This is a genomic window from Maritimibacter alexandrii (assembly GCF_005871115.1).
GTDB lineage: Bacteria > Pseudomonadota > Alphaproteobacteria > Rhodobacterales > Rhodobacteraceae > Maritimibacter > Maritimibacter alkaliphilus.
This window is the reverse complement of record NZ_SWKQ01000013.1, coordinates 553,880-566,077: the sequence shown is the minus strand read 5'-3', so window position 1 is coordinate 566,077 and position 12,198 is coordinate 553,880. Positions and strand designations below refer to the sequence as shown.

At 62.1% G+C, this 12,198-nt stretch carries 9 protein-coding genes; 8 read left to right on the top strand and 1 reads right to left on the bottom strand.

Features of this window, described 5'->3' with window-relative positions; genetic code table 11:
• Window positions 1-188: 188 nt before the first annotated feature.
• Window positions 189-1,040, bottom strand: a complete 852-nt coding sequence (locus tag FCT00_RS15300) for a DUF3800 domain-containing protein (protein WP_171043011.1) — start codon at window positions 1,038-1,040, stop codon at window positions 189-191.
• A 711-nt stretch (window positions 1,041-1,751) separates the two neighbouring features.
• On the opposite strand from FCT00_RS15300, the gene FCT00_RS15295 reads away from it, so the two are divergent.
• The 8 genes from FCT00_RS15295 (at window position 1,752) to FCT00_RS15260 (ending at window position 12,167) form a co-directional block, all read left to right on the top strand.
• On the top strand, window positions 1,752-2,597 hold the full coding sequence (locus tag FCT00_RS15295; RefSeq protein ID WP_138423687.1) for an ABC transporter permease: 846 nt from the start codon (window positions 1,752-1,754) through the stop codon (window positions 2,595-2,597).
• A 2-nt stretch (window positions 2,598-2,599) separates the two neighbouring features.
• Window positions 2,600-3,421 (top strand): ABC transporter ATP-binding protein, encoded by an 822-nt coding sequence (locus tag FCT00_RS15290; protein WP_138423686.1) that lies wholly within the window; start codon window positions 2,600-2,602, stop codon window positions 3,419-3,421.
• 91 nt (window positions 3,422-3,512) lie between these two features.
• Window positions 3,513-5,231: a DUF1800 domain-containing protein gene (locus FCT00_RS15285; protein WP_138423685.1), complete on the top strand. Its 1,719-nt coding sequence runs from the start codon at window positions 3,513-3,515 to the stop codon at window positions 5,229-5,231.
• A gap of 21 nt (window positions 5,232-5,252) precedes the next feature.
• Complete coding sequence (locus FCT00_RS15280) at window positions 5,253-6,494, top strand: DUF1501 domain-containing protein (RefSeq protein WP_138423684.1); 1,242 nt, start codon at window positions 5,253-5,255, stop codon at window positions 6,492-6,494.
• A 56-nt stretch (window positions 6,495-6,550) separates the two neighbouring features.
• Window positions 6,551-7,597, top strand: coding sequence for an ABC transporter substrate-binding protein (locus FCT00_RS15275; protein WP_138423683.1), 1,047 nt, complete (start codon window positions 6,551-6,553; stop codon window positions 7,595-7,597).
• A gap of 397 nt (window positions 7,598-7,994) precedes the next feature.
• Entirely contained in the window at window positions 7,995-8,990 is a 996-nt protein-coding gene (locus FCT00_RS15270; RefSeq protein ID WP_008330801.1) for a LysR family transcriptional regulator, read from the top strand.
• A 503-nt stretch (window positions 8,991-9,493) separates the two neighbouring features.
• A complete protein-coding gene (locus FCT00_RS15265) occupies window positions 9,494-10,093 on the top strand; it encodes a hypothetical protein (protein WP_138423681.1) in 600 nt (199 codons plus the stop codon).
• 346 nt (window positions 10,094-10,439) lie between these two features.
• Window positions 10,440-12,167 (top strand): pyrroloquinoline quinone-dependent dehydrogenase, encoded by a 1,728-nt coding sequence (locus FCT00_RS15260; protein ID WP_171043010.1) that lies wholly within the window; start codon window positions 10,440-10,442, stop codon window positions 12,165-12,167.
• Window positions 12,168-12,198: the final 31 nt, after the last annotated feature.

Genomic DNA, 12,198 nt, shown 5'->3' with positions numbered 1-12,198 from the left:
TCCCACAGATCATCTGGTTTTAGGAGGTGACACTTACCGCTAGATATGGGAGGATTCGTTGCGTGGGATACGCCGGAGACACCCATGTCGGAGCGCATCTAAGCGGCTTCGTCGGCTTGCGGTACGGTTGTCCAGATGGATGACAGCCTATGCGACCGCAGGCAACTTGGGTCCGGGGCCCACGCGCCCTAGAAACTGTAGCCGTAATGTCGGAAGACCTTCTTTTGGTCCTCTGTTAAGTTCGCCTTCCACGGCGGCGTTGGCTGCAACGTCAACCCGTAGTCTGCAATCACACCAGCCTCGCGGGCCATTCTTGGCTCAAGTGCGAGCGCGGGTTCGACAGCCCACCTCGCACCATGAACATCGGCAGACTGGAAGACCGAGCTGGCCACCACGTCGGCAAGTTGGAGACCGGCCACGCTGGTATGGGGCAGATACTCTACGAGACCGAACCTGAGGACCTGGTGTCGGATTTCTCGCTTGTTCAGGAAGGTGGATGATGCCGCGGCTTGGGACTTTAGGATCTCCCAGTAGGCCTTAGTTTGACCATATGAGTGACCGCCCCGAAGGCTGAAAATAACCTTTACGTAGCGTGGCGCCCCGAACCGTTTTGAGCTGTCGCGCCAACAGAAATCCGTCGCGCGCTCCATCAGAAGCCGCACGCAGTAGTTATAGTACCACTGTTTCCCGCCTCGTTTCGCAGCTCGGGAGTTGTGATGACCTCTCATGTTCTTCTTGTTCGACGCCACAGCAAACAATCGGCATGGTTTCTCGGCCAAAAGTTCACACGCCCGCTTCCTCTTGGTCGGAGAAAGATTGCGGTAGTGAAGGGCAGGTCCCTGGCGCGCATCGATGTCGGTTCGGATCTCTTTGACCCAGTCAACCACCTCTTGTTCGAAGCCCGATCGAACGAGAACACCACCAATGCAGAGCCATTCGCTACTGCCGTTCTCATCGATGGGTTTCACGCGCTTGAGTCCGTCGTCTCCCGCTTCGTCAATGAAAAGGACGTATTCATAAGGTTCTTCATAATCGGCCATGCAGGATGAACGCCGGAAAGCGGTGTGCAAGTCAACTCGATGCGACTGCATTTTTCCTGTGCCAAGGCGCCAAAGCGCCACGTGACAGAAAGTGTGCAAAATCCGTGCAGTCCGACGTGCAGGTCGGGGAAAACCGCAGCAATTTCAAGGTGATGAAGTGAGGACGGGAGGCCCTTAGCAGGGGAGCGCCTTCGACCACTCGGCCACGTCTCCGCCGACGCGTATAGCCAAGGGATCATAAGGGTTACAAGGCGTTTCTGTCCGCGCTCGGAAAAACCTTGCCGCCTTGGGCGAACGGCGCGTTGGTGCCGGGCACCCGGGGAGCGGCGAGCGTGGGGGCGGGGGCTTTGAACGTGGACGTCGGCTGGAAGCGTGGCTTGGTACGTGAACTGATCGGGAGGCAAGCCGGGTGTGCAAGTGGTTATTGCCGACCGTATTCCTCTCGCGCGTCCCATTCTGTGCCAATGCACGACGCTCTCGTGTGTTCTGGTCAAACGTGCCCTAAAAAACGCTCAAACCGGCGTCTCAAAGCTACCTCGCCGTCGCCCCCGTGAAAACCACAACCTCCATCCGATCAAAGCCCTCCGACGCGCGGTCGAAGCCCCGCCAAACGCGTCGAACTGGACTTTGACTCGCAATTGCGAAACATTCCCGCCCACATGCCAAGCCGAACAGAACCCTGAACCGGCTTGGGAAATGTGCCACGCGAGGATGGTCGATTTGAGCGACTCGAATACCGAAACGGCCCGTCCCATTCACGACAGTACGGCACGCGCGGCGAAGGCCCGCACCCGAAAGCGCGTTCTTCTGTGGTCGTCCTGGATCGGGATTACGCTGCTCCTGCTCGTGTCGATGGAAGTGCTGAACGCGGTCGCGGGCAAACTGGTGATGCCAAGCCCTGTGGACGTGGTGCGCGAAGGCATCGGCATGACCCTCGACGGGACGATCCCGCGCGCGCTCGGGCAATCTCTGACGGTGCTTGTGCTCGGCTATTTGCTCGCAGCGGTCACGGGGATCGGGATCGGGGTTTTCCTTGGCGGCCTGCCGTTCGCAGGGCGCGTGTTCGACCCGTTCGTGAACGCGATGAACTCGACACCAGGGGCGGCCTTCATCCCGCTCATCATCGTCTGGTTCGGCCTGTATACCGAGGCCAAGATCGTCGTCGTCTGGAATGCCGCGCTGTTCCCGATCCTCATCAACACGGCGGCGGGAATCGCGTCGGCGAACCGGGATCTGACCGAGATGGCGCAATCCTTCGGTGCGGGGCGGTGGTCGCTGTTCTGGCAGGTGATGGTGCCGGATGCCTTGCCTTCGATCCTGAGCGGGCTTCGCATCGGGGCCGCGATCTCGACCGTCGGCACGGTCATCGCCGAACTGACCATGGCGCAGTCCGGTCTGGGTGGTCTGCTGGTGGCCGCCGGGAACCGGTTCCAGATGGACAAGTATTTCGCAGTGGTCTTCGTGCTCATGGCGCTCGGCACCGCGATCACCGCGTCGCTGCGATACGCCGAACGCCGGCTGGGGCGCTGGCGGGTTTCGATGTCCGAAGACCGCTGACCATGACCGCTCCGCTCATCTCGCTCCGCAATGTCGGCAAATGGTTCAAGGACGGCAGGGTCGTCGCGCTCGAGGACATAACCCTCGACATCGCGCCGGGGGAATTCGTAAGCCTCGTCGGCCCCTCGGGTTGCGGCAAGACCACGCTGCTTCGGCTGATGAACGGCTTGCTCCAACCCGATACCGGCACGGTTCTGGTGCGGGGGGAGGCGCCGACGCCGAATTCCGATCTTGCCATGGTGTTCCAGTCCGCGCGCCTGCTGCCGTGGCGCAGCGTGCTTGGCAATATCGAGTTCGTTTTGGCCCTGCGGGGCTTGTCCCGCACGGCGCGGCGCGAGCGTTCGCTGGGGCTTCTCGGTGCCGTGGGTCTGCGTGACTTCGCCGATGCTTTTCCGCACGAACTGTCCGGCGGCATGCAGCAACGGGTCGGTCTGGCCCGCGCGCTTGCCGTCGAGCCGGACGTGCTTTTGATGGACGAACCCTTCGCGGCCCTCGATGCCATGACGCGCGAGACGCTGCGGGCCGAGCTTTTGAAACTCTGGGCGCGGCGCGGCACCGCGATCGTCTTTGTCACCCATGACATCGACGAGGCGATCTTTCTGTCGCAACGGATCGTCCTGCTCAGACCGCGACCGGGGGCGATCGACACGACGCTGACGGTCGATTTGCCCGAGCCGCGCTGGGAAACCGATCCGCGGGCGGACCCACGTTTCGCGGCGCTTCGGGCCGATCTTTGGAACCGGATCCACGCCATGTCGCGTGACGGGGCGGAGCTTGAGGAGCTCGCCTACGCCTTCGATCCGGGTACGACCAAAGGCATATAGGAAAACCAAATTGTTACCATAGGGTGCTGAAAGGCGCCTGACGCGTTTAGCTGACAGCACCGCCGATTCCGTTGGCGGTGGGAGGAAAACAATGGCAACGCTCGCTTCCGGATTGCTCGATCCGATCAACGGCGACGTCTGGACCCGTGAATTCGCCGGACACCTGCTGGAACGTGCCGGGTTTGGCGGCACGCCGGACGAGATCGCGCATCTGGCGGCCATGACCCCCGATGATGCTGTCGATTTCATGCTCGCGGGCGGCGATACCTCGTCCCTCCCGCCGTTCGAGCACTCCGGGGTCTGGGACGCGACGCTCAAGGATTTTCCGCCCAGCCGCCCGGCGGCCACCGAACTGGCCGAACGCACCGGCGAGGCGATGGGGGTTCGCGTCAAGCCTTCCGGCGCGCGGCCGCTTCAGCCGGTGACCGACCGGTTCTTCTACTGGCTGCGCGCGACCGTGCTTGAGACCCGGCGCCTGGGCTTCTGGTGGATGGACAGGATGGTGCGCAGCCCGCATCCGCTTCAGGAAAAGATGACGCTCTTCTGGCACGGCCACTTCGCCACGAGCGAGGAAAAGCTGCGCGATTACCGCAAGATCCAACTTCAACTCGACACCCTGCGAGACGGCAGTCTCGGCAATTTCCGCGACCTGCTTACCGCCGTGTCCAAAGACCCGGCGATGCTCGTGTTCCTCGACGCCTCGCACAACGTGAAAGGTGCGCCCAACGAGAATTTCGGGCGCGAGGTGATGGAGCTTTTCACGATGGGTGTGGGCAACTACACCGAGGCCGACATTCGCGAGGCCGCCCGCGCATTCACCGGCTGGGGCAACGACGACCTGACGTTCGTGATCGACCCGGACAAGCACGACGACGGGGAAAAGCGGTTTCTGGGCCAGACCGGCAATTTCGACGGCGACGACATTCTCAGGATCATTCTGGATCAGGACCAGACCGCGCTTTACATCGCGAGCAAGATTTACAGGTTCTTCGTGCGCGACGATCTTTCGCCCGCGATGGCGGCGGACCTTGGCGCGCTTCTGCGCAAGCATGACTACGCGTTGAAACCGTTCCTGCGCATCCTGTTCTTGTCGCAGGATTTCTACAGTCCGGCCTCGGTCGCGACCCATATCAAGTCGCCCACCGAGCTGCTCATCTCGACCTATCGCAAACTGGGCCTCGACGGGCTACCCGGCGTGCCCGACCCCTACACGGTCGGCAAGACGCTGGGGCAGATCCTGCTTTATCCGCCGACCGTGGCCGGCTGGGGCGAGGGGCGCGCGTGGATCACGCCAGGGCTTCTGTTCGAGCGAGGCAACTTCGCGCAATCGGTGCTGTTTCCCGACATGATAAATTTCGTCGACCCGAACCTGAACCCGGGCGGCGAAGTGCGGCGGGTGAACAACAACATCAACGCGGGCATGGAGATTACGGCGGCCACGCTGGAAGAGGGGGCCTCGGACAGCATGGCGCAAGGCATTCAGGAAGCGTTCAACACCCGCTACGCGAGCCTTCAGGGCTGGCAGCAGGCGATGCGGCGGGTCAAGCCGATCCCCCGGTCTCCGGCCCAGTTCAGCCTGTCCGAGATGGTGCGCGACGCCGACGCCAAGACCACGTCCGACGCGGTCGATGCGTTGTCCGACCGTTTCCTGCGCGTGCCGCTGGACGACCCGGCCCGCGCCGCGATCGTCGATCTTCTGAACGAGGAACTGGGAACCGAAACGCTCGCCGAGGCGGACAGCTATCTCGAATACCCGCTGCGACTTGCCGCTCATGGCATCATGAGCGCCCCGCAATACCAACTGGCCTGACGCACCCGAAGGGAGGCTTATATGGCGAAACAGACGAAACTGACCCGCGCCGACAAGGACCGGCTGAAGGCGTCCGGCTACGACAGCCTCGTTCTCGAAGGGGCAGGGGGCATCTCGACCTCGCCCGTGTGGTCAAAGGTGGCCGATGCCGACAGCACGGACCGCATCCTCGTGATCGTCGAACTCTCCGGCGGGAACGATGGGCTGAACACCGTGATCCCCTATGCCGACGACGCGTATTACAACGCGCGTCCGAACCTTGGCATCCGTCAGAAGAACCTGATCGAGATCGACGACCACTTCGGCTTTCAAAAGACGATGACCGGGTTCGAGAGGCTCTATAAGGACGGCAAGATGGGGATCGTGCATGGCGTGGGCTATGACCAGCCCTCGTTCTCGCATTTTTCCTCGATGGCCTATTGGCAGACCGGCGCCCCGAACAGCGGCGAGGCGCATGGCTGGCTCGGGCGCATGGCCGACGCCATCGACCCGCTGGGCCACAACCCGAATTTCCTCATCAATGTCGACGACCACCAGTCGCTTGCCGTGAACGCGGAACACCATGTGCCGCTGGTTTTCGACGACCCGAACAAGTTCACCCGCCAGATGTTCGAGGCCGAGGCCGACGTCATGGCCGCCGTGGATCGCAGGGGAAACGGGAACGGCAACGGTGCGCTCGATTTCCTCAAGGAGATCGCGGCAAGCGCCTCCACCTCGGAACAGCTCGTGCGCGATGCGTGGAGTTCCTATTCCACCCCCGTCGACTACGGCCTCGCGCCCTGGGGGCTGGAAAAGGTCGCGGCCCTCATCGCCGCCGATTTCCCGACGCGCGTCTATTACGTGCCCTACCGCAACAACGCCTTTGACACGCATGTCTACCAGAAAGACCCGCACGCGCGGCTGTGGTCTTACACCTCGGATCACATCGCCGCCTTCATGCAGGACATGGAGCGGCTGGGCCGTGGCGACGACATCGTGCTGATGGCGTTCAGCGAATTCGGGCGGCGCGTCCCCGAAAACACCAGTCTCGGCACCGATCACGGCACCGCAGGCCCGGCCTTCATGATCGGCAATCCCATCGCGGGCGGCCACTATGGCGGCGTGCCGAGCCTGAGCGACCTCGACGACGGGAACCTGAAATACACGACGGATTTCCGCCGCATCTACTCCACGCTCATCAGCGGATGGATGGGCCATGACGGGGCGTCCACGATCCTGAACGACGACTTCGCCCCGATCCCGATCTTTCGCCCGGCGGCCTGATCCCGCCGGGCCGAAAAAACGACCGGCCGCTTGGCCGACAACACGAGGACTTCAACATGACACGTATTGCAGACCTAAGACTCCCCGCGCTTTCCCTCGCCGCGCTGGCGGCCCTTTCGACCCCCGCGCTCGCGCAGGACGACATGCTCGAACTCAGTGTCGCGCTCGGTGTCGTGGACGCGAATTTCAACCCGACCACGGCCTCGATCTTCAGTCTGGCCGACGACCTCGGCTATTTCGAACGGCACGGGGTGGATGTCACCTATGTCAAACTCGACGGTACGCCACAGGCCGCCGCCGCGCTTTATTCCGGGTCCGTGGACCTTGCCGACATTTCGCTGGAAACGGCCCTACGTCTCAGGGCCGACAACGACGTCAAGGTGCGCGGCGTGGTCGCAAGCTCCATCGGCACGTCCTTCCTGATCGCCGGGCTGACCGAATTGGCAACGGTCGAGGACCTCGAAGGGCGCAGCTTCGCCATCGCGGATTTCGGCAGTCTCGACCACGCGCTCGGTCAGGCGGTTCTGACGGAATACGGCGTGTCGCCCGACAACATCGAATACGTCGCGATCGGTGCGCCGGACGTGCGGATTCAGGCGCTCGCCGCCGGGAAGGTCGATGCGACGACGGTGTCGTTCGGAACCTACTCGTCCGTGGGCGAGGTCGACAGCATCCACATCATCGTCCCGCCCGACGAGTTCTCGCGCCGCTCGCCCGCGCTGACGAAGTTCGTGGCCGGGCTGGAAAGCACGCTTGAAGAGAAACGCGATGCGATCCAGCGGTTCACCGACGCCCTCATCGAGGTTTCGCGCGACATGCAGGCCGACCCGGAACGCTGGATCGACATCGCCGCCGAAGCGCGCCCGGACCTGACCCGCGAGAGCCTTGAACAAACCGCCGAACTGAACGCGTCGCGCTGGTGCATCAACGGCTGCATGGCGCCGGCCGAGTTGGAGAAGACCCTGAACTTCATCTACGCCAAGCCGGATTTCGGAGGTGTCGCGGTGATCGACTTCGCCGATGTGAGCGATCTGAGCTTCACCCAGCAGTCGATGGAAAACCTCGGCGCCGCCGAAGGGTTCGGATTGGACCTTCGCAACTGACGCTTTGGTAGACTGTCAAAAAGCGCGACGGTGCTGACCTTTTTCGTTTAAGACCGAAAAGCCCGTCGCTTCGGGTTTTCGTATCGCAACGCCGCTTTTCCGGTCACACGGGAAGCGGCGTTGTTCATTTCAATCGCGCCCCGTAGCGGGGGAGTCGCCGCACCGCTCATTGCCCGCGCAAGCACACCCCCCGGCGATTTAACGCAATTGCCGGACGACAAGGGATTGCAATGGTCCCGTTTCTCATCTTTTGTATGCGAAATGGGGGTGTAGCGTGTACGTAGCGGCCGACGATCTGGTGGCCGATCACGAAAAAAACATTTCAGACGCGTCAAACTCCCTGTTAACTATTGCAAAAATCAATACGCCGAATTGCTCCTGCCTAACGAGGACCGACGTGGACATCACCCTGCGCCAACTTGAAATCCTGCACGCGATCGTGGTGAGCGGCTCTATCAGCAAAGCCAAACGCTCGCTTGGTTTGTCGCAGCCGACGATTTCGCAGCAACTTGCCAAGTTCGAGGAGCTTCTTGGCGCGCAGTTGATCTATCGCCAGCGCGGGCACGACGGCCAGCTTACCCAGGCGGGCGAACACTGGTTCAAGGTCGCTCAAAGCATCCTGGGAACGCTGGATCAGGCCACGGTCGACCACCAGTCGCGCACGGGGAAAAGCGGTCTGGAATTGCGTTTCGGAACAACGCCTTCGCTCAGAGGGCGGTTCATGGAAAAGGCGGCGACCCTGTCGCGGGAAATCACCGATTTCTCGCGGGTGGATTTCGTCTGGGCGCTCGGCTCGGCCGAACTGGTCGAGATGATCGCGACCCACAAACTGAACTGCGCCATCGTGAGCGAGGCGAGCGTCGGCGAATACAAGATGTCGATGCATCTGGTTCACCTGTTTCGCGACAAGATCGTGCTGGTCGTGCCCGCCGGGGTGGATGATGACGAGCTCGCGCGGACCCTGAGTGGAGATTCGTCGAACGAGGATGAGCTCGGTCCGCTTCGCAACTACGTTGACGTCGGCACCGCTGTGCCTTGGAAAGCCCGAAGCGAGCATTGGTACAGAACCTGTATGCGCAGGGCGGTCCCGTATTTTTCGTGCACGACGCATCAGGGCGCGGTGGACATCGTGGCGGCGGGCCTCGCCACCTGTCACGCACCCCTGTCTCTGCTGCCCAACCTTCCGGTTTCGGTCCGGCAGCGGATCAAGTTCTACGATCTGGGCGAGCATGTCCGCGACGCGGTGCTCGTGATGCCACGGCATCTGCTGACCCTACGCCCCTTCGCCGAGTTCCAGCGCCGCTTGAGCGAATGGGTCAAGACCGAGTATTCCGACGAGCTTCTGGAACAGGAAATGCGGACATTGCCGCATTTCAGAACCGCTGCCGAATAACCGTCGCTGACCGGGGCGAGCCCAGACCGGGACACCGCCGACGGGTGGGGAGGCTTGTGTATTCGCGGCTCCCACGGTGTATTCGGCATCCGCACGACGGCACATATCAATACCCAATTCATTGGATTGGCATACGCTATATCCCCCCGGCGCCACCGTCCGGCGAGGTCGCGCAAGGCACGTGGACCCGCGCCAAATCTAATCGGTCTGGCGGTCAGAACAGAGAAAAACTTGAGGTTTTGCCGCAAGTTAACCAGATTTCCCCTCTTTCCAGCGCATCCCCATTTCAGCGCGAAGAATTGGTCGCCGCATCGCACCGACAGCCGTGAGCCACGCCATCGGATTCTGCACGCCCCGACTGGCGCCCCCCGCCAAGCCGCCCTAGTCTTGACTTGGTAAAAATGACGCTGATACTATGTTCAGTGACGTATAAACGCTTGTAATCATTGGCTAAAATGGAACGGAAGGCCGGGACGGAACGGCGCGACCGCAAGGGAGGAAAAATGGCAGACACAACTATGCAGGGGACTGCGCAATCGGGCGCTGGAGTGTGGATATTCCGGGTTCTGCTCATCGCAGGGGCCGCTTTCATGGTTTACTCGTGGTACACCCCGTGGTGGGGCGCCAGCATCGCGGTTCTTCCGGGCGACGACCACATGCTGATGCGTCCGTGGGGCATCGAGGTGATCGGTCAGGTCCGCGCCAACGCCAACCCCGACCTCTGGGCGATGCCGGGCATCTTCGTGCCGTTCATGTGGGCATACTTCACGGTGTGCCTGCTGGCGCTTGCCGCAAGCCTCTTCATCAAGCGCCGCCTTTCGCTGGGCCGCTTCAAGCTCCCGCTCGCGACGCTTCTGATCCTGCTCGTCGGCCTGTCCTACGTGGTCGCCGTCGTCCTCGCCTATGTGATCGGCGATTGGCGCGCGGGCATGGCTGACAGCAACTTCATCGGCGAATCCACGATCCGCCACGCCATGACGGGCAACAAGGTCAAGATGACCGGCTACTTGAAGGACGGCTACTACTATGCACTCGCCGCCGGCGGGGTTCTGGTCGTGCTCGGTCTTATCCGCGGCCTGTTCGTGCGCCAGCCGAAGGCCTAAGGCCGAAAGGCATCTGAACCTCGTCGACTCCGCGCCGGCCAAGGCGCACGGGTTGATGTGAGAAAAGCGTAATGCCCGGGTCCGGCCCGGGCATTTCTTTTTTGCGCGTCATGCACCTGTGGACGGCCGGGTTTTCGCGGGGACAGATGGCCGAATTCCTGAAGCCCCAGACAATCCCCGTGGTGCATTTTTATGCATCTGCCTCGTCAGTTTGCGCCGTTGCGCCAGTAGCTTATGCAAAAAGCAATGTCCCATATTGAAAAACTCATCACCTGAAAGTGACAGCATGGGCATACCTAGGGATTCAACCCTGTAAGGGAGGACAAATATGACAACGAGATCTAGATTGGCTACGTTGACGGCGCTCACCGCTGTCAGCCTTGCAGGCGCAGGTTTTGCGCAGGTGACGCCGGAACGGCTGGTGGCCGCCGGGTCGGAGGAAGAAGCCGCCAACTGGCTCATGGTCCACCGGACCTATGATTCCAACCGCTTTTCCCCGCTGAACGAGATCAACGCCAGCAATGCCGCCGACCTGAGTCTGGCTTTCGCCGTTCCGATCGGCGGGCTCGAGCCGTCGGGCTTCGGCGCGGGCTACATGGAAGCGACGCCGCTGGTCGACAACGGCTTCATGTACGTCTCCGATCCGTGGGGGTCGCCCTACAAGATCGACGTGACGTCGGGAACGAAGGGCCAGATTCTCTGGGTCTGCGACACCGGCATCGAAAAAGACCCGACCGCGGGCGTGCTTCTCGCCAACCGCGGCCTCGCGCTGCACGGCGACAACGTCATCACGGCGCTGAACGATGGCCGTGTCGTGGCCTGTAACACCGAGACCGGTGAGGTCGCATGGGACGTTCAGGCCGCCACCGAGCCGGGCGAAGGCTTCACCAGCGCGCCGCTGGCCGTGGGCGACAAGATTCTTGTCGGTCAGTCCTACGGTGACTGGGCCACCCGTGGTTGGCTTGCCGCGCTCGACGCCGAGACCGGCGAAGAAGTCTGGCGCTTCTTCACGGTGCCGGAGCCAGGTCAGCCGGGTTCCGAGACGTGGCTCTGCGAGGAAAGCGGAAACCCCGATTGCTGGAAAACCGGCGGGGCGGCGCTTTGGGTGACGGGTTCCTATGACCCGGAAACCAACACGACCTACTGGGGCACGGGCAACCCTGTGCCGATGTTCGACCCCGAATTCCGTCCGGGCGACAACCTCTACTCCAACTCGACCATCGCGCTCGACGCGGATACCGGCGAGCTGAAGTGGCACTTCCAGTACACGCCGGGCGACTACATGGACTATGACGAAGTCGGCATTCAGCTGCTGATGGATGTCACCGTCGATGGGGAAGAACGCAAAGTCCTGTCGCACTTCGGCCGGAACGGCATCTTCTACACGCTCGACCGGAACAGCGGTGCCTACATTCAGTCGGCTCAGTATGTGACCGAGCTAAACTGGACCGAAGGGATCGATCCCAAGACCGGTATGCCGGTTGAGTACGACCCCTCGAAGTCGCTTCAGACCTATGCCGCCGGCGTCATCAGCCGTGGCAGCGATCCGATCGACCACTGCCCGCACATCACCGGTGGCGTGAACTACTACCCGACGGCCTACAACCCCGAAACCGGCATCGCTTATGGTGCAGGTCAGGAAGGCTGCTCGGAGATCGCGACGCAGGAAATGGCGGCAGAAGACGTCATGCCGGGTGTCATCTTCCTCGGCGGGACTTATGCCGGCAGCAGCGAGCAGACCGGTTCGATCACGGCGATGGACGTGACGACCAGCGAGCAGGTTGCCAAGCAGAACATGCCCTACCCGAACCACAGCGGTGTGCTGGTCACGCCTGAAGTGGTCTACTCGGGCTCGCTCGACGGCACCATGGGCGCCTACGATGCGACGACGCTGGAGCCGCTCTGGTCGGTCAACGTCGGCACCTCGTTCCGCGCACCGCCGATGACCTACGCGGTCGATGGCAAGCAGTATGTTGCCATTCTCGGCGGCCCGGTGGGCGGCAACGCCAACGGGCATGAAGAGCTGGAAAGCATGCAGCAGTCCAACATGCTCTGGGTCTTCGCGGTCAACTGATCCTGAGGTCCTCCGTGCCGGGCAGCTTCGG

What these genes read in the sequence shown, in the direction of transcription:
- FCT00_RS15300 (WP_171043011.1), bottom strand. Translation starts at nt 1,040, where the DNA reads ATGGCCGATTATGAAGAACCTTATGAATACGTCCTTTTCATTGACGAA.
- FCT00_RS15265 (WP_138423681.1), top strand. Translation starts at nt 9,494, where the DNA reads ATGGCAGACACAACTATGCAGGGGACTGCGCAATCGGGCGCTGGAGTG.
- FCT00_RS15290 (WP_138423686.1), top strand. Translation starts at nt 2,600, where the DNA reads ATGACCGCTCCGCTCATCTCGCTCCGCAATGTCGGCAAATGGTTCAAG.
- FCT00_RS15285 (WP_138423685.1), top strand. Translation starts at nt 3,513, where the DNA reads ATGGCAACGCTCGCTTCCGGATTGCTCGATCCGATCAACGGCGACGTC.
- FCT00_RS15275 (WP_138423683.1), top strand. Translation starts at nt 6,551, where the DNA reads ATGACACGTATTGCAGACCTAAGACTCCCCGCGCTTTCCCTCGCCGCG.
- FCT00_RS15295 (WP_138423687.1), top strand. Translation starts at nt 1,752, where the DNA reads ATGGTCGATTTGAGCGACTCGAATACCGAAACGGCCCGTCCCATTCAC.
- FCT00_RS15280 (WP_138423684.1), top strand. Translation starts at nt 5,253, where the DNA reads ATGGCGAAACAGACGAAACTGACCCGCGCCGACAAGGACCGGCTGAAG.